The sequence below is a fragment of the Pseudomonas sp. AP19 genome, assembly GCF_001728855.1.
Classification (GTDB): Bacteria; Pseudomonadota; Gammaproteobacteria; order Pseudomonadales; family Pseudomonadaceae; genus Aquipseudomonas; species Aquipseudomonas fluorescens.
Map to the genome: position 1 here is coordinate 1 of NZ_LXJP01000012.1, position 23,906 is coordinate 23,906.

At 61.2% G+C, this 23,906-nt stretch carries 24 protein-coding genes; 10 read left to right on the forward strand and 14 right to left on the reverse strand.

Annotated elements, in window-relative coordinates; all coding sequences use genetic code 11:
• From A7D21_RS11180 to A7D21_RS11230, 11 genes are all read right to left on the reverse strand, one after another.
• Nucleotides 1–1,339, reverse strand: a 1,339-nt coding sequence (locus A7D21_RS11180) for an FAD/NAD(P)-binding protein (protein ID WP_069551715.1), incomplete at its 3' end; no start/stop codon positions are given.
• Nucleotides 1,340–1,351: 12 nt separating this feature from the next.
• A complete protein-coding gene (locus A7D21_RS11185; protein WP_069551716.1) occupies nucleotides 1,352–2,119 on the reverse strand; it encodes an ABC transporter ATP-binding protein in 768 nt (255 codons plus the stop codon).
• Between the two features lie 3 nt (nucleotides 2,120–2,122).
• On the reverse strand, nucleotides 2,123–3,463 hold the full coding sequence (locus A7D21_RS11190; RefSeq protein WP_069551717.1) for an ABC transporter substrate-binding protein: 1,341 nt from the start codon (nucleotides 3,461–3,463) through the stop codon (nucleotides 2,123–2,125).
• A 22-nt stretch (nucleotides 3,464–3,485) separates the two neighbouring features.
• Nucleotides 3,486–4,535, reverse strand: coding sequence for a branched-chain amino acid ABC transporter permease (locus A7D21_RS11195; protein ID WP_069551718.1), 1,050 nt, complete (start codon nucleotides 4,533–4,535; stop codon nucleotides 3,486–3,488).
• A 4-nt stretch (nucleotides 4,536–4,539) separates the two neighbouring features.
• Nucleotides 4,540–5,421: a branched-chain amino acid ABC transporter permease gene (locus A7D21_RS11200; RefSeq protein ID WP_064452944.1), complete on the reverse strand. Its 882-nt coding sequence runs from the start codon at nucleotides 5,419–5,421 to the stop codon at nucleotides 4,540–4,542.
• On the reverse strand, nucleotides 5,421–6,191 hold the full coding sequence (locus A7D21_RS11205) for an ABC transporter ATP-binding protein (RefSeq protein WP_053256886.1): 771 nt from the start codon (nucleotides 6,189–6,191) through the stop codon (nucleotides 5,421–5,423). Before A7D21_RS11205 ends, A7D21_RS11200 begins: the two co-directional genes overlap by 1 nt.
• Nucleotides 6,188–7,099 (reverse strand): AMP-binding protein, encoded by a 912-nt coding sequence (locus tag A7D21_RS11210; RefSeq protein ID WP_069551719.1) that lies wholly within the window; start codon nucleotides 7,097–7,099, stop codon nucleotides 6,188–6,190. The genes A7D21_RS11205 and A7D21_RS11210 overlap by 4 nt, the downstream gene beginning before the upstream one ends.
• Before the next feature lie 133 nt (nucleotides 7,100–7,232).
• Entirely contained in the window at nucleotides 7,233–8,648 is a 1,416-nt protein-coding gene (locus A7D21_RS11215; RefSeq protein ID WP_053256888.1) for an LLM class flavin-dependent oxidoreductase, read from the reverse strand.
• Complete coding sequence (locus A7D21_RS11220) at nucleotides 8,648–9,010, reverse strand: acyl-CoA dehydrogenase (protein ID WP_069551720.1); 363 nt, start codon at nucleotides 9,008–9,010, stop codon at nucleotides 8,648–8,650. Before A7D21_RS11220 ends, A7D21_RS11215 begins: the two co-directional genes overlap by 1 nt.
• A 12-nt stretch (nucleotides 9,011–9,022) precedes the next feature.
• Nucleotides 9,023–10,219, reverse strand: a complete 1,197-nt coding sequence (locus A7D21_RS11225) for an SfnB family sulfur acquisition oxidoreductase (RefSeq protein ID WP_053256890.1) — start codon at nucleotides 10,217–10,219, stop codon at nucleotides 9,023–9,025.
• 154 nt (nucleotides 10,220–10,373) lie between these two features.
• Nucleotides 10,374–10,937 carry a helix-turn-helix domain-containing protein gene (locus A7D21_RS11230; RefSeq protein WP_053256891.1) on the reverse strand — a complete coding sequence of 188 codons (564 nt, stop codon included), beginning with the start codon at nucleotides 10,935–10,937 and terminating at the stop codon, nucleotides 10,374–10,376.
• A gap of 92 nt (nucleotides 10,938–11,029) precedes the next feature.
• Between A7D21_RS11230 and A7D21_RS11235 the strand changes: the two genes are divergently transcribed.
• From A7D21_RS11235 to A7D21_RS11265, 7 genes are all read left to right on the forward strand, one after another.
• A complete protein-coding gene (locus A7D21_RS11235; RefSeq protein ID WP_053256892.1) occupies nucleotides 11,030–11,959 on the forward strand; it encodes a DMT family transporter in 930 nt (309 codons plus the stop codon).
• Nucleotides 11,960–12,169: 210 nt separating this feature from the next.
• Complete coding sequence (locus A7D21_RS11240) at nucleotides 12,170–15,091, forward strand: monovalent cation/H+ antiporter subunit A (protein ID WP_053256893.1); 2,922 nt, start codon at nucleotides 12,170–12,172, stop codon at nucleotides 15,089–15,091.
• Nucleotides 15,091–15,435, forward strand: coding sequence for a Na+/H+ antiporter subunit C (locus tag A7D21_RS11245; RefSeq protein ID WP_003192163.1), 345 nt, complete (start codon nucleotides 15,091–15,093; stop codon nucleotides 15,433–15,435). The genes A7D21_RS11240 and A7D21_RS11245 overlap by 1 nt, the downstream gene beginning before the upstream one ends.
• Complete coding sequence (locus A7D21_RS11250) at nucleotides 15,432–17,114, forward strand: monovalent cation/H+ antiporter subunit D (protein WP_053256894.1); 1,683 nt, start codon at nucleotides 15,432–15,434, stop codon at nucleotides 17,112–17,114. The genes A7D21_RS11245 and A7D21_RS11250 overlap by 4 nt, the downstream gene beginning before the upstream one ends.
• A complete protein-coding gene (locus A7D21_RS11255) occupies nucleotides 17,111–17,599 on the forward strand; it encodes a Na+/H+ antiporter subunit E (RefSeq protein WP_053256895.1) in 489 nt (162 codons plus the stop codon). Before A7D21_RS11250 ends, A7D21_RS11255 begins: the two co-directional genes overlap by 4 nt.
• Nucleotides 17,596–17,874 (forward strand): K+/H+ antiporter subunit F, encoded by a 279-nt coding sequence (locus tag A7D21_RS11260; RefSeq protein WP_053256896.1) that lies wholly within the window; start codon nucleotides 17,596–17,598, stop codon nucleotides 17,872–17,874. Before A7D21_RS11255 ends, A7D21_RS11260 begins: the two co-directional genes overlap by 4 nt.
• Entirely contained in the window at nucleotides 17,871–18,221 is a 351-nt protein-coding gene (locus A7D21_RS11265) for a Na+/H+ antiporter subunit G (RefSeq protein WP_053256897.1), read from the forward strand. The genes A7D21_RS11260 and A7D21_RS11265 overlap by 4 nt, the downstream gene beginning before the upstream one ends.
• Before the next feature lie 43 nt (nucleotides 18,222–18,264).
• Here the strand turns inward: A7D21_RS11265 and A7D21_RS11270 are convergent, their stop codons facing one another.
• The gene (locus A7D21_RS11270; protein ID WP_069551721.1) at nucleotides 18,265–19,275 is read right to left on the reverse strand and encodes an SLAC1 anion channel family protein; all 1,011 of its coding nucleotides are present in this window, start codon (nucleotides 19,273–19,275) and stop codon (nucleotides 18,265–18,267) included.
• A gap of 116 nt (nucleotides 19,276–19,391) precedes the next feature.
• Here A7D21_RS11270 and A7D21_RS11275 point away from each other — a divergent pair, with 116 nt between their 5' ends.
• Nucleotides 19,392–20,360 carry a GlxA family transcriptional regulator gene (locus tag A7D21_RS11275; RefSeq protein ID WP_053256899.1) on the forward strand — a complete coding sequence of 323 codons (969 nt, stop codon included), beginning with the start codon at nucleotides 19,392–19,394 and terminating at the stop codon, nucleotides 20,358–20,360.
• A 24-nt stretch (nucleotides 20,361–20,384) separates the two neighbouring features.
• Here A7D21_RS11275 and A7D21_RS11280 read toward each other — a convergent pair whose 3' ends face one another.
• Nucleotides 20,385–20,843 carry an HIT family protein gene (locus A7D21_RS11280; protein WP_046072497.1) on the reverse strand — a complete coding sequence of 153 codons (459 nt, stop codon included), beginning with the start codon at nucleotides 20,841–20,843 and terminating at the stop codon, nucleotides 20,385–20,387.
• Between the two features lie 141 nt (nucleotides 20,844–20,984).
• On the opposite strand from A7D21_RS11280, the gene A7D21_RS11285 reads away from it, so the two are divergent.
• Both A7D21_RS11285 and A7D21_RS11290 read left to right on the forward strand, forming a co-directional pair.
• Nucleotides 20,985–21,680 carry a peptidase E gene (locus A7D21_RS11285; RefSeq protein ID WP_069551722.1) on the forward strand — a complete coding sequence of 232 codons (696 nt, stop codon included), beginning with the start codon at nucleotides 20,985–20,987 and terminating at the stop codon, nucleotides 21,678–21,680.
• A 267-nt stretch (nucleotides 21,681–21,947) separates the two neighbouring features.
• A complete protein-coding gene (locus tag A7D21_RS11290) occupies nucleotides 21,948–22,283 on the forward strand; it encodes a DUF6124 family protein (RefSeq protein WP_069551723.1) in 336 nt (111 codons plus the stop codon).
• A 214-nt stretch (nucleotides 22,284–22,497) separates the two neighbouring features.
• Here A7D21_RS11290 and cysS read toward each other — a convergent pair whose 3' ends face one another.
• Nucleotides 22,498–23,886: a cysteine--tRNA ligase gene (gene cysS / locus A7D21_RS11295; protein ID WP_053256902.1), complete on the reverse strand. Its 1,389-nt coding sequence runs from the start codon at nucleotides 23,884–23,886 to the stop codon at nucleotides 22,498–22,500.
• Between the last annotated feature and the right edge of the window lie 20 nt (nucleotides 23,887–23,906).

The following is a 23,906-nucleotide window of genomic DNA, read 5'->3' on the forward strand; positions in this document are numbered from 1 at the left end:
CCGCCGTGCTTTCCCACCACATCCCGCGCAATGGCGGGCCCATGGCGAACAGGCGCTGGCTGACCTTGCCTTCGGCATCGACAACCGCGCCGGACGCATCCGCCGCAATCCCCAGTGCGAGCGGCCCGGGCTGGATCAACCCGCGCTTGAGCAACTGTTGCGGCAACGGCCGAGCCACGCGGCGCCAATCGTATTCAATGCCGCTGGAATTGATCAGTGCCGCGCCCGCCACCTGAGTGACCAGCTGCTCGCCGCGACGACGCACGTTGATCGTCACGGCATCCTCGCAAGCGACCAGGCCCTTGAACGACGCCGCCTGAATGCGCAATCGCCCTTCCTCCTGCAATCGCGCCACTAACTGCGCACTCAACGGTGGCGAGCGGTGGTGATGGCTTTCCCACCAGGGCCGTACATGGCGCACGAACTGGCGTTTTTCGCGCTCGCCAGCCTGGCTCCACAGGCGCCCGATATGCGCGCGCACGGTGTCCAGCGGAGCTTGCCAGTCGATGCCTTCGGCCTGCGCGATGCGGCATTGGCGCCGCACCTCGCGCAGTAATTGCCGAGGGCTGCGCAGGCTGGGGTCAGCGGCGAGAAAATCCTCCCAGCTCGGCGGCTGGCGGCGCACATGGGGCAATAAACCGTGGCGCGAGAAAATCTCGATTGGCCCACGATGACCGGCCTGCTCCAGGGATACCACGGCATCCACCATGGTCAGCCCGGAACCAATGATCAGCACCGTCGATTGCGGGTCGATCCGGGTCATCGCCTGGACGTCCCACGGGTCCACCGCCGTGGCGTTCAAGCCGCTGGAATGAGTCTGTGGTGTGCGCGCCGCCGGGAACATCCCCGTGGCCAACACCGCATGGGCGCCGCGCAGTTGCTGGCCGTTATCGAGGGTCAAGCGGGTGCACGTGTCGTCCACGAGCAGGTCGACCACCTCGGCACGGATGTGCTCGACCGTCGACGCTGACAGCGCCGTGGCCTGCGCCAACCGCTGCTGCGCGTACAACCCAAAAATCCCGCGCGGCGGGAACAGCTCACTGATCGGCACCGGCTGCTGGTGCGCCTGCGGCCAACCACCGGCGTCAAGGTAGCCGGTGAGCCATTGCGTCAGGTCATCCGGGTTGTCCGGGTCGACACTCATGCGCGCAGCGTTACCATTGAGGGTGTGGCCCAACTCGACGGCGCTGTAGGCTTCGCCACGGCCAAGCTCGGCGCGCGGTTCAATCACCAGGATTTGTCGCTGCCCGGGTAAACGCAGCAGTTGCACCGCCAACATCGTGCCGCTCAGACCGCCGCCGATGATCAGCACATCAGCGTTGCGGATGGATTCAGTCATGCACATTTGCCCTTAGTGTTTACCCAGATAAATATCATGCAAATCGCCCCGCGCCAGCAACGCTGTGGCGCTGCCACTCAACACCACCCGCCCAGTATCCAGCACGTAGCCCTGGGACGCATAGTTAAGCGCGACGTTGATGTTTTGCTCGGCGATCAGGAAGCTCACCTGCTGCTCGCGGTTGAGCTGCGCGATGATCTCGAAAATCTCCTGCACGATCATCGGTGCCAAGCCCATCGACGGCTCGTCGAGCAGCACCAGGGTCGGGCGCGTCATCAATGCCCTGCCGATGGCAACCATTTGCTGCTCACCGCCAGAGGTCAGCCCGGCGCGGGTATGGCGCTTGATCTTGAGCCGGGGGAACCAGGCGTAGAGGCGTTCCAGGTCGTGTTCCATGTCCCTGCGGCTCAGGCGCCGCACAAAGCCGCCGCTGCGCAGGTTGTCTTCCACGCTCAATTGGCCGAACACGTGCCGGCCCTCCAACACGTGGACCATGCCCTGGCGGACGCGTTGGCTGGGGTCGACGCCGGCCAGATCGCGGCCGGCATACTCGATCATGCCGCGGCTGACTTCGGCCCGCTCGGCACGCACCAGCCCTGAAATCGCCTTGAGGGTGGTGCTCTTGCCGGCGCCATTGGCACCCAGCAAGGCGACAATGGCGCCCTTGGGCACATTCAATGAGACCCCGGCCACCGCCAGGATCGCGCCGTCGTAGATCACTTCGATGTCGTTGACCGTCAGCAGCGACGGGGACGCGGGTTCAGCGGCGGGCTGACTCATGGCTTATTCGTCCCCGGTGCAGGTGCGCGGCGTCAGGCCTTTTTCCTTGGCGAACGCAGCGGATTTTTCATCGATCAGTGGGCGCAAGAGCACACGGTCGGCGGCAATCCAGTCGCTGATCAGCGTCCAGTTGGCACCGTCCCACTGTTGCACCCGCGCCGAGCCACCGCCTTCGTGGTCGCGGCACGACAGCTTGAGGTTCTGCATCAGGCCCAGATAGCCCATGGCTTTGAGGCGCGCGTCATCGATGTTCAAGTGTTCCAGGCCCCAGCGGCCTTCTTCGCCATTCAATGGGCGTTTGCCGAACCTGGCCTGGCCGGTGCGAATCGCTTCCACGGCCACGGCGGCGTTGACCAGACCCGAGTTGTAGTAGACGCTGCCGAAGTTTTTCAGGTCCTTAAGGTCGCTGTGCCCCTTGTCGAGGACGGACTGCTTGAGGCGTTTGTGGATCTCGAAATCGGCACCGGCCGGGTATGGCGTGAGCGCCAGGTAACCTTTGGCGGCGGCGCCTGCGGGCAACACGTCTTCGCTGGAACTGGCCCAGATATCGCCGATGATGTGGTCCACCGGAAAGCCGAAACGCGCAGCGGTTTTCACCGCCACCGGGGTCGACACACCCCAGGTGCGCAGGAATACCCAGTCCGGGTTGGCCTGGCGTACCTGGCGCCACTGCGCCGACTGTTCGTTACCGGGGTCGGCCACCGGAATCTGGATATTTTCAAAGCCGTATTTCTCAGCCAAGAGTTTTAACGGGCCGAGGGTTTCCCGCCCGTAGGCCGAGTCGTGATAGACCGTGGCGATCTTCTTGCCCTTGAGTTTGTCGAAGCCGCCTTCGCGTTGGGCGATGTAGTTCACCAGGGTCGACGCTTCGCTGTAGAAGGTCAGCATCACCGGAAAGTTATACGGGAACACCGTGCCGTCGGTCGCTTCGGTGCGGCCGTAGCCGAGGGTGATGAGCGGGATCTTGTCCACTTCCGCCCGCTCGCTCAGGGCATAAGCGGCGGGTGCACCATTGGGCTGATAGACCGCAACCTGCGCGCCATCCAGGCCATTTTTGAAGCGCTCGTAGCACTCGATGCCCTTCTCCGCCGTCCATTCGGTCTCGCATTCCTGCCACACCAATTTGACGCCGTTGATGCCGCCTTCAACCTCATTGATATAGCGCAGGTAATCGATCATCCCGGCCCACACCTGCACGCCGCTGGACGCATATGCGCCGACACGATAAGTGGCCAACGGGATAAATTGCTGGTCGGGCGAAGCCAGCGCCTGGGGCACCGCACCGGCCAGGGCAGCCAGCGCGAAGGCGGCGCCGATCAGGGAACGTTTCAGGGTTGCACGCATATTGGATTCTCTTGAGGGAATGTTAGAAGCGCAGCGGCCACTGCCGCAGGCGGTCACGCAGGTTGTGCAGCAGGCGAATCAACCCCTCGGGTTCCTTGATCAGGAACACGATGATCAACACGCCGAAGATGATTTTCTGCAGGTTCTGCAGCTGCCCTGCGTCCACCGCCCCCCCGAACAATGCCTGCCCGGCATGGCTGAGAAAGATCGGCAGCAGGCTGATAAACGCCGCGCCCACGAAGTTGCCGGCAATGCTGCCCATGCCACCGATAATGATGATGAACAGGATCTGGAACGAGCGGTTGATGTCGAAGCTGCTCGCGCTGGCGGTGCCCAGGTAGGCAAACGCCCACAGCGCGCCGGCAATGCCGAGATAGAACGAACTGATGGCAAAGGCCAGGCGCTTGTAGCGCACTACCGGGATGCCGACCACGGCGGCGGCGGTGTCCATGTCGCGGATCGCCATCCAGTTTCGGCCCACTTGGCTGCGCACCAGGTTGACGGCGGTCCAGGTCAGCAGCAGCACCGTGACCAGGGTCAACAGGTAGCGGCCCAGCGGTGTGTTGAGGTCATGGCCGAACAGGGCGAGTTTTGGCGCGGAAATGGTGCCGGAAGAACCGTAGTTGTAGAACCAGGGGAATTTGACGAACAGCCACTCCAGGAAGAACTGCGCCGTCAGCGTCGTGACCATCAAGTAGAACCCCTTGATCCGCGAGCTGGGCAGGCCAAATACCAACCCCACCCACGCACTGATGATACCGCCACCGAGCAGCGCCACCGGCAAGCCCAGCTCCGGCAGGCGCAGCAGAAAGCCGTAGGTGGCAAACGCCCCGACGGCCATGAACCCGGCCGCGCCCACCGAGGTTTGCCCGGTGTAGCCGGTCAACAGGTTCAAGCCCAGCCCGGCCAGCGACAGCACCAGAAATGGAATCAGGATCGCATTGAGCCAATAGTCATTGCCCCACAATGGCACCACGATAAAGGCCAGCACCAACAGGCCGAGAAGGCCCCAGGGCAGACGCCGCTGAATCAACAGCAACGGCGCAGTTTCTTGAACTACAGGAATCGACATGGTTTCAGACTCGCTCGATGGCGCGCTCGCCGAACAGGCCGGCGGGACGGATATACAGGAAGGCCAGGGCCAATACGTAGGCGAACCATGGGGTGATGCCACCGCCGATCAGTGGGCCGATGTACACCTCGGCGAGGTTCTCCGCCGCGCCGACAATCAGCCCGCCGACGATCGCCCCGCCAATCGAGGTAAAGCCGCCGATGATCAATACCGGCAAGGCTTTGAGCACCACCAGCGACAGCGAAAACTGCACGCCCTGGCGCGCGCCCCACAACAGGCCCGCCACCAGGCCGACAATGCCGGCCACCGCCCAGACGATCTGCCAGATACGGTTGAGGTTGATGCCGATCGACAGCGCCGCCGTGGTGTCATCCGCGACCGCCCGCAGTGATACGCCGATGCGCGTTTTGTTGAACAGCAGCGCCAGCACGGTCACCAGCACCACGGCCGCTGCGGCGGCGATCAGGTCAAACTGGCTGAGCATCAGCGGCCCGACAAACAGCGGCACATCGTCGATGCCCAAATCCAGCGCGCGCACCTGCGAGCCCATCACGCCTTGGGCCAGGCCTTCGATAATGAACGACAGGCCCAAGGTGGCCATGAACAGGGTGATCTGTGAACGGTTGACCAGCGGCCGCAATACCAGCCGCTCGATAAGCAACGCGCCGACGATCATCACAATCACTGTCAGCAACAGCGCCAGGGCAAACGGCACACCCTGGTCGTGCAGGCTGACAAAGGTCAGGGCGGCAAACAGCAGCATCGAGCCCTGGGCGAAATTGAACACACCGCTGGCCTTATAGATCAGCACGAAGCCGATGGCGACCAGCGAATACAGGGTGCCGGCGAGCAGGCCGCCGAGCAGGGTTTCGAAGAAGAAGGTCATCAGTGTGCGACTCCCAGATAGGCCGCGATCACGTCCGGATTGGCTTGCACTTCGGCGGGCGTGCCGTCCCCCACCTTGCGCCCGTAGTCGAGCACCACCACATGGTCCGACAAGCCCATGACCACGCCCATGTCGTGTTCGATCAACACCACGGTGGTGCCCAGGTCGCGGTTCACATCGGCGACGAAGCGGGCCATTTCTTGTTTTTCCTCGGCATTCATCCCGGCCATGGGTTCATCCAGCAGCAACAGGCTGGGGCCCGCGATCAACGCGCGGCCAAGCTCTACGCGCTTTTGCAGGCCATAGGACAGGTTGCCCACCAGCACATCGCGATGGGCTTGCAGTTCGAGAAATTCGAGAATGCCTTGGGCACGCAGGCGAAACGCTGCGGCCTCTCGACGCGCGCGCGGCAAGTCGAGGGCTTGCTCGATAAAGGTGGTGCGCATATGCCGCGACAGGCCGGTGAGGATGTTGTCGAGCACACTCATCTTCTTGAACAGCGCGTTGTTCTGGAACGTGCGGCCGATGCCGCGACGCGCGGCGCCCAAAGGGTCGATGCGGTGGAAGTGGTGTTGCTCAAAAACGATTTCACCGGCGTCAAAGCGATACACGCCGTTAAGCACGTTGAGCAACGAACTTTTACCGGCGCCATTGGGGCCGATCAGCGCACAGATTTCGCCGCGCTGCACCTCGAAGGACAAGGCATTGATGGCCTTGACCCCTTTGAACGACAGCGAGATATCCCGTACCTGGAGAATGGCCTGGCTCATGCGATGTCCCGTTTGAATTCAGCCAGCCATGCTGGGTCGTTGTGAGTCTTTTGCGTGCTGGGTGGCTGCCAGATGTATGCCAGGCGCTGGAAGCCCAGCAGCTTGCGCACGCGGTTTTTGATCAGGCGCCGCACACCGCTTTGTGGGTACGCAATGGCCCAGTCGCACAGGCGTCGACGCCAGGTGCCGGGGGGCGCAAGACGGCGTTCGATATCATCGGCCAGGTGCTGCAAGCGCTCGGGCGACAGCAGCAGGCCGGTAGGCACGACCTCGCTGCAATCGCGCCGGGCCGAGGCGAGGCTTTCGGGAAACGCCAGGCCGTGGCCGCTGTTCAACCATTGCTCCAGCACCACTTGCAGACCGCCTTGCCAGTGAGTGCCCTCCTCACTCCACAGCACGGTTTCAGGCCTTGATGGCCACCAGCGATGCAGCGGTTGCGCCGGGTCTACCGGGCCGAGCAATTGGCTAAAACTCAACGGGTTGGCGGACTGCCAATGCCGCACCTGCTGACGCCCCTGCGCATAAGAATGGCTGGGCTGAATGCGCCATAGCTGCTGGTACAAGGCCTCGGGCTCCAGGTCGTCGGCCAGGGTCACTACCTGCCCGCCGACGGACTGTGCGGCCAGCGCCAGCAGCAACAGGTTGGGCTCGAAAGCCCCACTGAGGGCCAGCCGCGACTGCGCGCCAAAACCCTGCTGGCGCAGGCCGTCGGCCAGGCGCTCCACATCGCGCAAGGCATCGATCCAGCGCCACGCATACCACTGGCCCTGGCGCTTGTGCCGCAAGGCGGTGTGCAGCGGAGTGATCTGCGCCCAGTGGTGCAGGTGCGCCTGGGCCTTGGGTAATGGGCCAAGCCATTCGGCGGGCCACTCTGGCACCGCCGGGCGTTTGAGTTCGTGCACGCTCATAGGGGTAATGCTCCTATTGGGTGGTTAAGCGTGCGGTGGTCCGCTGGCTGAATTAGATCAAACAATGAAGATCAACCTGTGGGAGCGGGCTTGCTCGCGAAAGCGCCGGTTCAGTCAACATTGATGTTGAATGTCAGTCCGCATTCGCCAGCAAGCCCGCTCCCACAGTGGTTTTGTGTGAACCCGACAAATCGCGATAGCCGGCGCCCGGATGGTTCGACGCCAGCCGCGCGCCCTCGCCGAACAGCTTTTCGCGCAAGGTGCCCTGGGCGTATTCGGTCTTGTACACGCCGCGCCTTTGCAACTCCGGCACCAGCCAGTCCACGGCGTCGATAAAGGTTTCGTGGGTCAGTGCGTAGGCCAGGTTGAAGCCGTCCACATCGGTCTCTTCAACCCACTCCTGCAGCAGGTCGGCCACGGTTTCGGGGCTGCCGACAAACAGCGGGCCAAAGCCGCCAATGCCGACCCAATCGGCCAGTTCGTGCGGTGTCCAGACCTTGTTCGGGTCCGCTGTGGAGAAGGCTTCCACGGCCGATTGAATCGCATTGGTGTGCACATGCTTGAGCGGCTCATCCGGTTTGAACTGGCTGAAATCAATGCCGGTCCAGCCGGAGATCAGCGCCATTGCACCTTCGTAACTGACATAGGATTTGTACTCGTCAAACTTGGCTTTCGCCTTGGCGTCGGTCTCAGCGACGATCACCGTCTGCAAGTTGAAGATCAGGATTTTGTTCGGATCACGCCCCGCCTCAGCGGCGCGGCGGCGAATGTCAGCGACAGTCTTCTTCAGCAGCACCTTGGATGGCGCGGCGACGAACACGCACTCGGCCTGTTCGGCGGCGAACTGCTTGCCACGGCTGGACGCGCCCGCCTGGTAAAGCACTGGCGTGCGCTGCGGCGATGGCTCGCAGAGGTGAATACCGGGCACCTGGAAGTGTTTGCCGACGTGGCGGATCTCATGGATTTTGCTCGGGTCGCTGAAAATCCGTCGTTCGCGGTCACGCAGCACAGCGCCCTCTTCCCAACTGCCTTCCCAGAGTTTGTAGCAAACTTCCAGGTATTCCTCGGCATAGTCATAACGCGCGTCATGTTCGGTCTGGGCTTTCTGGCCGAGGTTCTTGGCGCCGCTTTCCAGGTACGACGTGACAATGTTCCAGCCCACGCGGCCCTTGGTCAGGTGATCGAGGGTGGAAAGCCTGCGCGCAAACGGATACGGGTGCTCGAAGGACAGCGACGCGGTGAGGCCAAAGCCCAGGTGCTCGGTGACCAATGCCATCGGCGCAATCAGTGACAAAGGATCGTTGACCGGCACTTGCGCGGCCTGGCGAATCGCCGCGTCACCGTTGCCGTTGTACACGTCATAGATGCCCAGCACGTCGGCGATAAACAGCCCGTCGAACTTGCCGCGCTCGAGGATTTTCGCCAGGTCGGTCCAATACTCCAGGTCCTTGTACTGCCATGAGCGGTCACGCGGGTGCGCCCACAAGCCGGGGGATTGGTGGCCGACACAGTTCATGTCGAAGGCATTCAAACGGATTTCACGGGACATCACAGCACTCCGTTCAGGTGGTAGTTGCCGACAACCTGGTATTTGCGGCGCAGCGGGTCGTCGAGGGTCGACGGCAGCAACGTGCGCTGGCCGGTCAGTTCGAATTCAGCAAGGCTGGCGGCAATCAAGGCTTCGGCGGCGGCGATATGCGCTTCCGTCAAGGCGACGGGGCTGGGGTGGGTTTCGGCGCGGTCGAGCAGCGCAGCAGCCACGTCGATGCGAATTTGCACATCGCCGAAGCGGCTGATCACATAGGGGTCATCGCTGGCCTGCACAAAGCGTCGGCTGTTCTCCAACAGTTGGCGCGCCTGGTCCAGAGGGTGATTCAGCGCAGGCTTGAGTGCATCGTTGAGTGCGGTCATGGGTCAGGCTCCTCAGTTCCAGGCGTGGCGTGCAGGCTTCACGCCGTTGAGCACAAAGTTGCCGATCAAGTGGTATTTCCAGCGTGCCGGGTCGTGCAGCGTGTGGGTGCGTGCGTTGCGCCAGAAGCGGTCGAGGTTGTGCTTGCCCGTGACCGAGCGGGTGCCCGCCAGTTCGAAGAGTTTGCTGCTGGCGAGCAAAGCGGTTTCAGCCGACAGGACTTTGGCCTGGGCGACCACCAGCGAGGCGTTGGCCACGGTGTCTTCGTTGGGCTCCGCCAGGGCCAGGTCAACCGCCTTGCCAGCGTTGGCGAGGATGGCTTCGGTGCCGTGCACGCGCCACTCCAGGTCGCCAATGGCGGCAATCGTAAACGGGTCCTGCCAGCCGTGCTCCTGCTGGCTGTCGATCCACGGGCGTGCCTGGCGCGCATACGTTTTCGCCTGTTCCAGCGCGCCCACGGCGATGCCCGTATCGACGGCCGCCTGGATAATCTGCGAGATCGGACCGTTGGCGGTGGGTTGGTCGAAGGCCTGATGGGCCGGGATCACCGCACTGCGTGGCACAACCACGCCATCGAGCGTCACGCCGCCGCTGGCGGTGGTGCGCTGGCCGAAGCCGTCCCAGCTGTCGACCACCGTGAGGCCCGGCGCATCGCGTTCGACGAAGGCAATGAAGGCCTGGCCGTTTTCGTTGTTGCCGACGGTGGGCACGAGATGGGCGAACAACGCGCCGGTGCAGTAGAACTTTTCGCCGTTGATTTGCGCGGTGTCGCCGTCGAAACGAATCTGGGTGTCAAACGTGCCGGCGTTTTTGCTCTTGGCTTCAGAGAAGGCGTTGCCGAATCGGTAGCCCGCCAGGACCTTGCCGAAGTAGTGACGCTTTTGTTCCTCGCTGGCGGTTTGCAGGAGGATGTCCACCACGCCCAGGTGATTTTGCGGGATTTGCCCCAAGGACGGGTCGGCGGCGGAGATCACCTTGATCACCTCGGCCACGGTCACATAGGACACCTCGGCGCCACCGTAGGCCTTGGGAATGGTGATACCCCACAGGCCGCTGGCGGAAAACTCTTCAAGTTCGGCGACCGGCAAGCGTCGCTCGCGGTCGCGCACGCTGGCGTCGACAGCGAAGCGGGCGGCCAACCGAATGGCGACCTCAATCGCTTCGGCATCCGAGCGGATAATATGGGCAGGTTGTTGAGGATGGGCTGACATGGGCCGACTCCAGGCTCCGATGGGATACCTGGGTGATTGCAGGAGTCGTGCCTGAATTTAATCGCCAATAAAATCAGTGAGTTGCTGGTAAAACACGGCGATAGACCACGCGTCAAACCAGCAAAGTGTCCATCGACTGTTGCCGGGTAAACAGTTAGATCACCACGTTACGCACAAAGCGCACGGCGACCTCACCGTCATTGCGATAGCCGTGGGCCTGGCGGCTGGCGAACATGTAGAACTCGCCAGCGGCGACGTGCTGTTCTACGCCATCGAGAATCAGCGTCAGGCTGCCTTCGAAGACGAACAGCTGCACGCTCCAGCCTTCCGGGTCTGGCTCGGGGTTGTAACGATCACCGGGTTCCAGGCGCATCTCCCACAATTCCACTTCGCGGCGCGCGGTGGCTTTGGCCAGCAATACGGCTTTACTGCCGGGAATGTCACCAGCCCAGGCCAGCTCGTTGATGCGGCTGTGGTCGCCCGCATCCGGCGCCTGGATCAGGTCGCTGAAGGCCACGTCCAACGCTTCGGCGACACGGTCCAAAGTGGACAGGCTGACGTTTTTCTCGCCCGCCTCGATAGCCACCAGCATGCGGCGGCTGACCCCGGACTTTTCCGATAGCGCGGTTTGGCTCAAGTCGGCAGCATGCCGCAGACGACGAACGTTCTGGCTGACGTGTTGCAGGACCGAAGCCCGTTGTGGATTTTCTTTGTGCACTATATTGCTCAATAGGTAGGTGTGCGCAGTATACTGCCCAGCGTGCGGCGCATTGTGCGGTCCGTGCCTTTCCCTTGCAAGACCGAGCCGCCATGACCGCCCCGAACGCTTCCACACGTTTCAACCGTTTCAGTAAAGCCGAATGCATCCTGGTGGTGATCACCATGATTTGGGGCGGCACGTTTTTGCTCGTGCAACATGCCATGACCGTCAGCGGGCCAATGTTTTTTGTCGGCCTGCGGTTTGCCGCGGCAGCCATCGTGGTGGGTTTCTTCTCATTGCGCACCCTGCGCGGCCTGACCCTGTTTGAATTGAAAGCCGGCGCCTTCATCGGCACGTCGATCATGTTCGGCTACGGCATGCAAACCATCGGGTTACAGACCATTCCGAGCAGCCAATCGGCGTTCATTACTGCGCTGTATGTGCCGTTTGTGCCCCTGTTGCAGTGGTTGGTGCTGGGACGCCGCCCGGCGCTGATGCCGGCCATCGGCATCATGCTGGCGTTCACCGGGTTGATGCTGCTCACCGGCCCGGCCGGTGCCTCGCTGAACTTCAGCCCCGGCGAAATTGCCACGTTGATCTGCGCCGTGGCGGTGGCGGCCGAAATCATCCTGATCAGCGCCTTTGCCGGGCAGGTGGATGTGCGTCGGGTAACCGTCGTGCAATTGGCCACGGCGTCGCTGTTGTCGTTTCTGATGGTGGTGCCGATGGGTGAGGCATTGCCCGGGTTCTCCTGGTTGCTGCTGTTCAGCGCCGTGGGCCTGGGTTTGACCAGTGCGGTGATCCAGGTCGCGATGAACTGGGCGCAGCAGAGTGTTTCGCCCACCCGTGCCACCCTGATCTATGCCGGTGAGCCGGTGTGGGCAGGCGTGATCGGGCGGATTGCCGGGGAGCGCTTTCCACCGATTGCGATGGTCGGCGCGGCGTTGATTGTGGCGGCGGTGATTGTCAGTGAGTGGAAGACGAAGGGGCAGAAGGCACTCGAATTACGCGATGAAAGGGAACAGGAACAGCAAGGGTAAGGTCGGACATGCAGGCCGACTGTCAGATTGCCATTACGGGCAAGCCCGGCGCCCACACAGGAGCGTGGTGCGTTGTTGAAAGGGGCCACCTGAAACAATGCCAAACGGGGGTTTTCGGCCTACCTTGTAGGATCCTGCCACATCTTGCCGTTTGGTGATCGAGAAAGCGGCACGTATGATGCATCCCAAACTCCCGCAGATTAGAAGCCTATGTCCCTGATAGTTCTACTGCTTCTGCCTTTTATCGGCAGCTGTCTGGCGGCCTTGCTGCCGCATAATGCACGTAACACCGAATCCCTGCTGGCCGGCCTGGTGGCCTTGGTCGGCACTGTTCAAGTCGCCCTGCTCTACCCCCAGATCGCCCACGGTGGCGTGATCCGCGAAGAATTCATGTGGTTGCCCAGCCTTGGGCTGAACTTCGTGTTGCGCATGGACGGGTTTGCCTGGTTGTTCTCGATGCTGGTGCTGGGCATCGGTACGCTGGTGTCGCTGTATGCGCGTTACTACATGTCGCCGGACGACCCGGTGCCGCGTTTCTTCGCATTTTTCCTGGCTTTTATGGGCGCCATGCTCGGCCTGGTGATTTCCGGCAACCTGATCCAGATCGTATTTTTCTGGGAACTGACCAGCCTGTTCTCGTTCCTGCTGATCGGCTACTGGCACCACCGCGCCGACGCCAGGCGTGGCGCCTATATGGCCTTGATGGTCACCGGCGCGGGCGGCTTGTGCCTGCTGGCGGGCGTGATGCTGCTGGGGCATATCGTCGGCAGCTATGACCTGGACCAGGTGCTGGCGGCGGGCGATCAGATTCGTGCGCACTCCCTGTACCCGGTGATGCTGGCTCTGGTGCTGATCGGCGCCTTGAGCAAAAGCGCCCAGTTCCCCTTCCATTTCTGGCTGCCTCACGCGATGGCGGCACCGACTCCGGTTTCTGCCTACCTGCACTCGGCGACGATGGTGAAGGCCGGCGTGTTCCTGCTGGCCCGCCTGTGGCCGTCGCTGTCCGGCAGCGAAGAATGGTTCTGGATCGTCGGCGGTGCCGGCGCAGTCACCCTCCTCCTCGGCGCTTACTGCGCCATGTTTCAGAATGATCTCAAGGGCCTGCTGGCCTATTCCACCATCAGCCACCTCGGGCTGATTACCCTGCTGCTGGGCCTCAACAGCCCGCTGGCCGCCGTCGCGGCGGTGTTTCATATCCTCAACCACGCGACCTTCAAGGCCTCGCTGTTCATGGCGGCGGGCATCATCGACCATGAAAGCGGCACGCGGGATATCCGCAGGCTCAGTGGCCTGGTGCGGCTGATCCCGTTTACCGCGACCCTGGCAATGGTGGCCAGTGCATCCATGGCCGGCGTGCCGTTGCTCAATGGTTTCCTGTCCAAAGAAATGTTCTTCGCCGAAACCGTGTTCGTGTCATCGACCGCCTGGGTGGAAATCGCCCTGCCGATGATCGCGACCATCGCCGGCACCTTCAGCGTGGCCTATGCGCTGCGCTTCACGGTCGATGTGTTCTTCGGCCCGCCCGCAACCGACCTGCCCCACACGCCCCACGAACCGCCGCGCTGGATGCGCGCACCGGTTGAATTGCTGGTATTCACTTGCCTGCTGGTGGGGATTTTCCCGGCCCAGGTGGTCGGTTCGATCCTCGCCGCCGCCGCGCTGCCGGTTGTCGGCGGTGAACTGCCCGAATACAGCCTGGCGATCTGGCACGGCTGGAATGCGCCGATGATCATGAGCCTGGTAGCCATGTCCGGCGGCGTGGTGCTGTACCTGCTGCTGCGCAAGCAACTCAAGCGTGGCCGCTTCAAATACCCGCCGGTGATCAGCTACTTCAACGGCAAGCGCATGTTCGAGCGCTGCCTGGTGGTGATGATGCGCGGCGTGCGCAAGATCGAAAAACGCATCAGCACCAAGCGCCTGCAAACCCAGCTATTCCTGTTGGTATTGGCGGCGGTGGTGGCAGGTTTGATCCCGATGCTGAACAGCGGGATCAGCTGGGGCGACAGGCCGAAGATCCCCGGTTCCATCGTGTTCGTGACCCTGTGGTTACTGGCGATTGCCTGTGCACTGGGCGCCGCCTGGCAAGCCAAGTATCACCGGCTGGCAGCCCTGACCATGGTCAGCGTGTGCGGCATGGTCACCTGCGTCACCTTCGTGTGGTTCTCGGCGCCGGACCTGGCCCTCACGCAACTGGTGGTCGAAGTCGTCACCACCGTGCTGATCCTGCTGGGCCTGCGCTGGCTGCCACGGCGGATCGAAGAAGTGTCGCCATTGCCCAGCTCGCTGCGCAAGGCACGCATCCGGCGTCTGCGTGACTTCCTGCTGTCCACCGTGGTGGGCGGCGGCATGGCGTTGTTGTCCTACGCAATGCTGACCCGCCAGACGCCCAACGATATCTCCTCGTTCTACCTCAGCCGCGCCCTGCCCGAAGGCGGCGGCAGCAATGTGGTGAACGTAATGCTGGTGGACTTCCGGGGCTTCGACACCCTGGGCGAAATCACCGTGCTTGGCGCCGTGGCGCTGACCGTCTACGCCCTGCTGCGCCGGTTCCGTCCTTCGAAAGAAAGCATGCAACTGCCCGCACAACAACGCCAACTGGCGCCGGACGTGGCCACCGACCTGGTCAACCCGCGCCAGGCCAGCGACACCGCCCTGGGCTTCATGATGGTGCCGGCGGTGCTGGTGCGCCTGCTGCTGCCGATTGCGCTGGTGGTGTCGTTCTATCTGTTTATGCGCGGCCACAACCAGCCAGGCGGCGGGTTCGTCGCAGGCCTGGTGATGTCGGTGGCGTTTATCCTGCAATACATGGTGGCCGGCACCCAGTGGGTCGAAGCGCAGATGAGCCTGCGGCCGATGCGCTGGATGGGCTTTGGCCTGCTCTCGGCGACATTGACCGGGCTCGGCGCGTTGTTTGCCGGGTACCCGTTCCTGACGACCCACACCTGGCACTTCAGCCTGCCGGTGCTGGGCGATATCCATATCGCCAGCGCGCTGTTCTTCGACATCGGCGTCTACGCCATGGTCGTCGGTTCGACGCTGTTGATGCTCACCGCCCTCGGTCACCAATCCGTGCGGGCCCATAAACCGAGCAACCAGGCGAAAGCCGTTGCCGCAACGGAAGGAGCCGCCTGATGGAAGAAGTCATCGCAATTGCCATTGGAGTCCTGGCGGCCTCCGGCGTCTGGCTGATCCTGCGGCCACGCACGTTCCAGGTGGTGATGGGCCTGTGCCTGCTGTCGTACGGGGTCAACCTGTTCATATTCAGCATGGGCAGCCTGTTTATCGGCAAGGAGCCGATCATCAAGGACGGCGTGCCGCAAGACCTGCTCAACTACACCGACCCGCTGCCTCAGGCGCTGGTGCTGACGGCGATCGTGATCAGCTTCGCCATGACCGCATTGTTCCTGGTGGTACTGCTGGCTTCCCGGGGCCTGACCGGTACTGACCATGTGGACGGCCGGGAGCCCAAGGAATGAATTGGGTCAACCAAATGATCGTCGCGCCGATCCTGCTGCCACTGCTGACGGCTGCACTGATGCTGATGCTTGGCGAAAAACGTCGCCCGCTGAAGGCAAAAATCAACCTGTTCTCCAGCATCGTCGGCCTGGGCATTGCCATCCTGCTGCTGTACTGGACGCAACAAGGCGGCCCCGGCTCGATTGGTGTGTACCTGCCGGGCAACTGGCAGGTGCCGTTCGGCATCGTACTGGTGGTGGACCAACTCTCGGCATTGATGCTGGTGCTCACCGGCATCATCGGCGTGAGTGCGCTGCTGTTCGCCATGGCCCGCTGGGACCGTGCCGGCACCAGTTTTCATGCGCTGTTCCAGATTCAGATGATGGGCCTGTACGGCGCCTTTCTCACCGCGGACTTGTTCAACCTGTTCGTGTTCTTCGAGGTGCTGCTGGCGGCGTCCTACGGCTTGATGTTGCACGGTTCGGGCCGCGCGCGGGTGTCGTCAGGGCTGCATTACATCGCGATCAACCTGCTGGCGTCGTCGCTGTTTCTGATTGGCGCGGCGATGATCTACGGCGTAACCGGCACGCTGAACTTCGCTGACCTGGCACTGAAAATCCCGCTGGTGCCGGAGGCGGATCGCGGCCTGTTGCACGCTGGCGCGGCGATTCTGGCGACGGCATTCCTGGCCAAAGCCGGCATGTGGCCGTTGAATTTCTGGTTGGCGCCCGCCTATTCCTCGGCCAGCGCACCGGTGGCGGCGATGTTTGCGATCATGACCAAGGTCGGCGTATATACCGTGCTGCGCCTGTGGACCCTGCTGTTTTCCGGCCAGGCCGGTGCTTCGGCGTTGTTTGGCGGCGACTGGCTGGTGTACGGCGGCATGGCGACGATTATCTGCGCGGCGCTGGCGATGCTGGCCGCGCAACGGCTGGAGCGCATGGCCAGTTTGAGCATTCTGGTGTCGGCCGGGATCCTGCTGTCGGCCGTGGGTTTTGCCCAGCCAAGCCTCACCGCCGGCGCGTTGTTCTATCTGGTCAGCTCAACACTGGCCTTGAGCGCGCTGTTCCTGCTGGCTGAGTTGATCGAGCGCTCGCGTTCGGCCAATGACCTGCCGCTGGATGAAGAAATCGATGCACTGCCCAAGGCCATGGAGTCCCTGCACCCGCGTCCGGGCGTGAACCTGGACGATGAGCAGAAAGCCGTGGTCGGCCAGGTGATTCCCTGGACCATGGCCTTTCTCGGTTTGAGCTTTGTCGCTTGCGCGCTGTTGATTATCGGCATGCCGCCGTTGTCCGGGTTTATCGGCAAACTCAGCTTGTTGAGTGCGCTGGTCAATCCCATGGGCCTGGGCAACGCAGTGGATGAACCGATCCGTCCGGCCGCCTGGGGCCTGGTGGCGTTGCTGATCCTGTCTGGCCTGGCGTCGCTGATCGCCTTCGCCCGTCTGGGCATCCAGCGTTTCTGGACCCCGGAAGAGCGCCCCTCGCCGCTGCTGCGTCGTTACGAGTGCATACCGATTTTCTTCCTGCTCGGCCTGAGCATCATTCTGACCTTCAAGGCCGAGCCGTTGATGCGCTACACCCAAGCCACCGCCGAGAGCCTGAACAACCCGGAACACTATGTGATGGCGGTGATGGCGACGCGACCGATACCCAGCCCTGAAGCCAAAGCCGCCGCGCTGGAGGTGCAGCCATGAAGCGTCTGTTTCCGGCCCCGTGGTTGTCGCTGGCATTGTGGGTGTTGTGGCTGGTGTTGAACTTGTCGATCAGCCCCGGCAACCTGTTGCTGGGCGCGCTGATGGGTTTTCTCGCGCCGCTGCTGATGGCACCGTTGCGCCCCTTGCCGATCCGCATCCGCCGCCCAGGTGTGATCATCCGCCTGTTTTTCCTGGTGGGTCGCGATGTGATCGCATCCAATCTGCAAGTAGCCTGGGGCGTGTTGGTGTGCGGCTCACGGCCACCGCGCTCGCGCTTTGTGAAAATCCCGCTGGACCTGCGCGACCCCAACGGCCTGGCCGTGCTGTCGATGATCACCAGTGTCACCCCCGGCACCGTCTGGTCGGAACTGGCGCTGGACCGCAGTATTTTGCTGATCCACGTGTTCGACCTGAGTGACGAAGCGCAGTTTATCCAGCACTTCAAACACGCCTACGAACGGCCCCTGATGGAGATCTTCGAATGAGCGACCTGCTCTCCAATGCGATCCTGTTCAGCCTGTTCCTGTTTTCCCTGGCAATGGTGCTGACGCTGTTACGCCTGTTCAAAGGCCCCTCCGCACAAGACCGGGTCCTGGCGCTGGATTATCTGTACATCCTGGCGATGCTGATGATGCTGGTGCTCGGCATTCGCTATGCCAGTGACACCTACTTTGAAGCAGCGCTGCTGATTGCGCTGTTTGGCTTTGTCGGGTCGTTCGCCCTGGCGAAATTCCTGCTACGTGGCGAGGTGATTGAATGATGCCGTTATGGGTTGAAGTCATCGTGGCGGTGCTGCTGGTGCTGAGCAGCCTGTTTGCACTGATCGGCGCGATTGGGTTACTGCGCATGAAGGACTTTTTCCAACGCATGCACCCACCCGCACTGGCCTCGACGCTGGGCGCGTGGTGTGTGGCGTTGGCGTCGATTATCTACTTTTCGGTGCTCAAGTCCGCGCCGGTGCTGCACGGCTGGTTGATTCCGATTTTGTTGGCGATCACGGTGCCGGTGACCACCTTGCTGCTGGCGCGTACTGCGCTGTTTAGAAAGCGCATGGCGGGCAATGATGTGCCCACCGAAGTCAGTAGCCGCACAGAAAAAAGCAGGTAAGAGCGAGCCAGCGTGCGCCTGAAAATGCTTGCCAGAGCGCCCGTCAGCTTGCCAACAAGCGCCCGTCGAGTGCCATTTTCACCGTTTTGACGAGCATAACAGCCAATGCAAGCGTCAGGAATACCAACAACCCATAAGCTACCAGGCTTAAAAACAAGCTCTGTTGCGCATCAGCGTACTTCAACGCGGCATTGCTCAATGCCGCAATGGGAAAACTGATCGACCACCACACTGGCGAGAAAGGCGCTGCGTTTCGAAACACTTTGAACGCCAACACTACAAACAGGAACAGGCCAAAGTAAAAAAGAACGCTGGCAAAACGGTCAACAGCACCGAAAACGTTCACATAAGCCAGAAATCCTACGGCAAAAGGCGCCACCATCACCATGAGTGAAGGCGTCATGCCCTTGGCCATCGCCGGTTCATGAATCAGCCGGGCGAAAATTCGATTGAACAGCACCACTGCCAATGTGCTGCCCATTGCGATGGCGAAGAGGTTGAGTTCGTGAGCCCAGGCCATGGGCATATGGGCCCCGGTCACCGCAATATCCAATGCCGCAACGCCTGGAATCAACCAGGCAGGCACGGCCAACTGGGCCTCCCGGCCGCCGCTGAGCAAACGAAAAACCACGACCGCCGCCAGCAACACAGTCAGCCCACTACCGACCGCCCATATCACCTGGCCCAACAGCGTGCTGTATGACATCGCTATGGCCGAAAGCAGCAGTAACGCAATAGTCACGGTGCCAAAAAAGTTGCCGGTTACCGGATGAGAAAACTCTGCTTTTACCGCCTCAGGGTGTTTGATCCATTTGCTCGTGTAACCCACCGCTAATAAGACAAACACCAGAGCCGAAAGCATGCCGATGAACTCGGCAAGATTTTCGCCGAAGATACTGGCCTCACTCAGGCCAGGGCTGGCTAACCGCCACGCCAAGCTCAAGCCGGCAAGCCCCATGACACTGCCAAACAAGTTGATGGGGAGGTTCTTGATCGAATGTGTACCTTGGCTCGACTCGGCAGGCTTGGCCACCGACAGATTGCTATGACTCATGATGTACCCAATTGACTGAAAATGACGTAGACGCTATTTTCAGCCAATCGAAATATGACAACAATCATCAACTAACGACGTTTTCAGCCAAATTCACAGCCTAGACGGGCAACTCGATGAAAATCGCTCTTCTTGCACCCCCACGCATCCAAATGCTCGACCTCGTCGGACCGACCGATGTATTCGCTGAAGCCGCACGCCAACTGGGTAAACCTCGTACCTACCGAATAGCGGTGATCGGGGTCCGACCCGGCCCTATCAAGGGTACCAGTGGCTTGCGCGTGGAAACGGATGACTGCATTGAAACCTTCGACGCCCACATCGATACCCTGCTCATCGCCGGCAGCCCGGCAATCGGCGATATCACCGATAATCTTCGCGTATTGCACTGGGTGCGTCGGCAGGCGGGCAAGGCGCGTCGTGTCGGCTCGGTGTGCAGCGGTGCCTTCGTACTGGCTGCAGCCGGGCTGCTGGCAGGCCGTAGGGCCACCACCCACTGGAACTCCAGTGCGGCCCTGGCTCGCCAGTACCCGAACATCCAGGTGGACGCCGATAGCATCTTCATCCGCGATGGCAACCTGTATACCTCAGCGGGCATCACGGCGGGGATGGACCTGGCATTGGCCCTGGTGGAAGAGGATCACGGTCGGGACCTGGCACTGAGCGTGGCCAGGGAAATGGTGATGTACCTCAAGCGCCCCGGCGGCCAATCGCAGTTCAGTGCCCAATTGGCAGCCCAGAGCGCCGAGCGCAGCGCGATTCGCGATATACAGCATTACATCATCGAACACTTGGCGACCGACCTCAGCGTGCCACTACTGGCCCGACACATGGGCATGAGCGAACGCAATTTCGCCAGGGTATTCAAGGCTGACGCCGGCCAGACCCCAGCCGAATTCGTTGAACGGGCGCGCATCGACGGAGCCCGCCAACTGCTCGACAGCGCCGATGTATCCCTCAAGCGTCTGGCCAATCAGGTTGGGTACGCCAATGTGGATGGTTTCAGGCGTGCGTTCGTGCGTCGCCTGGGCATTAGCCCCAATGAGTACCGCAAGATCCACGCCCCGCAAAAGAATGCCCAATGACTGCTGCATGAGCCCTCCAAAAGGTTAGCTAAATGACCTGATATGCGCAGCGAGTTCAGCCAGCCCCTGATCATCAGCCCGTACCGAATCGTGAGACGATATATACCCCTCATACGTCTCAAAGTACTTATCCACCTTCGAGCTGCGAGGTTTGAACGCACTGTCCTGCCCCGTTCCGTGCATGGGAAACAGCTTCGCATGCAGATGATCCACGCCATACCCTTCCAGAATCATCCCCGTGCGCGCCACATCGGGAAACGCCCGGTCAATCTGCAACGCAGTCTTTTTGGCCGCCACAGCCAGATCAGCCAGCACCGAATCCGACTGCGCGAACGCATAACTGCCGTAGTGCTGCTTGGGGATCACCACACTGAAACCTGGCGTGTTTGGGAAGATCGAAAGGAACGCCATATGGTGGTCGTCTTCCCACAGGATGTGCGCCGGGGAAGTCTTTTGAACGATGCTGCAGAAAATACAATCCATTTGAATCACCGCCAGTTTCGTCTTGGGTTTGGTCGTGGCAACCATCTAAAGCTAGGATGGAATGAGCGTCAAACCCTACGGGCATTTTGGGAAATGTCCTAAGACCTGGGTATGCCCGCTGTGCTGAGACAGGAGTTCACCATGGATAGAAACATTATTGTCATCGGCGGCGAGTCCAGCGAAGACATGACGCGCATGACCCGCATCGACGAATATATCGTCGCTTCCTCGGGCAAAACCCAGCCCACGGTGCTCTATATCTCCACCGCCAATGGCGATGACCGTACGAAGATTGCCGACTTCACGCTCAAATACCAAAGCGCCGGCTGCACCGTTGTGCCATTGACGTTTTTCATTCCGCCTTTTCCAGCCCCGGGTCATGTTGCCGCGCTGTTTGAACAGGCTGACATCATCTATGTGGCCGGCGGCAACACCCGAGCCTTGCTGGCCATCTGGCGTGAATTTGACGTGACCGCCCTTTTGAAGCAAGCCCAGGAACACGGCAAAGTGCTTTGCGGCGTCAGTGCCGGCGCCATCTGCTGGTTCGACCACGGGCATTCCGACTCAGGGGGCGTATATGCGCTGGTCGACGGACTGGGTTTTCTCCCTGGCGCGCTGTGCCCGCACTTCAGCTCAGAGGCGGGGAGAGAATCTTCGTTTGTTGAACTGGTTCGACTTAAAAACATACACCCCGCCTACGCGCTGGATGACGGCGTTGCCCTGCATTTCAAGAACGGTGAATACCACGCGACTGTTCATAACTACACGACTGGTAGTGCATATGAACTCAGCAACACTTCGGAGCCCATTGCAAGGAAACGCCCTACAGCTCTTTAGGGTTGCCGCTCAGAAAATGGCCGCCTAATCTTTGGCGGTCGCTGCAAATTCAGCGACCGGGTTTCGCAGCTCGGTTAAACTCTAGACGCACAGCGTCCACCTCAGATAGCGGGCGCTTTTTAATGCCTGATGTTATGGCGGCTGTGCGCGGGATACCTTCGGGTATGCCGGGCGCTAGAGTCCCGGTCTGCGAACCTGCGTACAGCTGCCACCCAAATATCGTTTCGCAGCGATGGGTGGTGACTCCAATACTCTAGGAGCTACGCCATGATTAAAGACAGTCCGAATCCACCGTCAGATTCAACCGCATTTCACGCTGCCGCTCATCGATCGATCAATCACTACCTGAACCCGTCTGAAAAACCAGAGCCATCTGCTGAGGATCATGGTTTGTTTACCGTACGTGAAGGATTAGACGTCGAGACGCTGCTGGTCAACGCGTCGGAGGATCTTGCGTCGGTTCAAGCGCTGGCAAGCCATTTGGCGTTTGAGGTAGACGGCAATCCGCGCAGCGTGGTGCTTGGAATTTGCCGGATGCTGGAGGGAATCCAGTTGATGGTGGAAAAAACACTAAGCCTCAATTCCAGCCAAACCCAGGGATAAATCCAACAACAGCGGGCATGCAGGGCGGGCACGGTAAAATGTGGGAGCGGGCTTGCTCGCGAAGACGGAGTGTCAGTTGATACATCTTTAACTGATCCACCGCATTCGCGAGCAAGCCCGCTCCCACATTTGGGTTGAGTAGGTCGCTGAAATAACACCGGCCAAAAAAAACGCCCCGAACCAGTCGGGGCGTTTTTTATTCAGGGTTTACCGATCAAGCCTGATCAGCCAACCGCCACGTCGTGCCGCCCTTGCCGTCTTCCAACACCACACCCATCGCGGTCAGTTGGTCACGGATACGGTCGGACTCCGCCCAGTCTTTGCCGGCACGCGCAGCCAGGCGCGCTTGAATCAGCGCATCAACCTCGGCCGCATCCACGCGCCCTTCGGCGCCGGCTTGCAGGAAGTCATCAGCTTCCATCTGCAGCACACCCAGCACGCTGGCCAGCTCTTTCAAGCGCGCCGCCAGACCTGCCGCCGCGTCGAGATCCGTCTCGCGCAGGCGGTTGATCTCACGCACCATCTCGAACAGCACCGCGCAGGCTTCCGGCGTACCGAAGTCGTCGTTCATGACTTCGGTAAAGCGTGCCACGAAGGCGTCGCCGCCGGCAGGCGCCACGGCGGGCAGGCCTTTCAACGCGTGGTAGAAACGCTCCAGAGCGCCTTTGGCGTCCTTGAGGTTGTCTTCCGAATAGTTGATGGCGCTGCGGTAGTGGCTGGACACCAGCAAATAACGCACAACTTCTGGGTGGTACTTTTCCAGCACGTCGCGAATGGTGAAGAAGTTGTTCAAGGACTTGGACATCTTCTCGCCATTGATGCGGATCATGCCGCAGTGCATCCAGGCGTTGGCGTAGGTCTTGCCGGTAGCCGCTTCGCTTTGGGCGATTTCGTTTTCGTGGTGCGGGAACTCGAGGTCGCTGCCGCCGCCATGAATGTCGAAGGTCTCGCCCAGGCAGCACGTGGACATCACCGAGCATTCGATGTGCCAGCCCGGACGCCCGGCGCCCCATGGCGACTCCCAGCTTGGCTCGCCGGGCTTGGTGCCTTTCCACAGCACGAAGTCGAGCGGGTCTTGCTTGGCTTCGTCGACTTCGATGCGTGCGCCGATGCGCAGGTCTTCGATTTTCTTGCGCGACAGCTTGCCGTAGCCCATGAACTTGGCGACGCGATAGTACACGTCGCCATTGCCCGGGGCGTAGGCGTAACCCTTGTCGATCAGGGTCTGGATCATCGCGTGCATGCCAGGGATGTGGTCCGTGGCACGCGGTTCCATGTCCGGCTTGAGGATGTTGAGGCGGGCCTCGTCCTCATGCATGGCGGCGATCATGCGTTCGGTCAGTGCGTCGAACGACTCGCCGTTTTCGTTGGCGCGGTTGATGATCTTGTCGTCGATGTCGGTGATGTTGCGCACGTACGTCAAGTCATAGCCGCTGAAACGCAACCAGCGCGTCACCAGGTCGAAGGCAACCATGCTGCGGCCGTGGCCGATGTGGCAGTAGTCGTACACGGTCATGCCGCACACGTACATGCGCACCTTGTTGCCATCCAGCGGCTTGAAGACTTCTTTGGTTTTGCTGAGTGTGTTGTAGATCGTTAGCACGACATATCCCTTAAGACTTG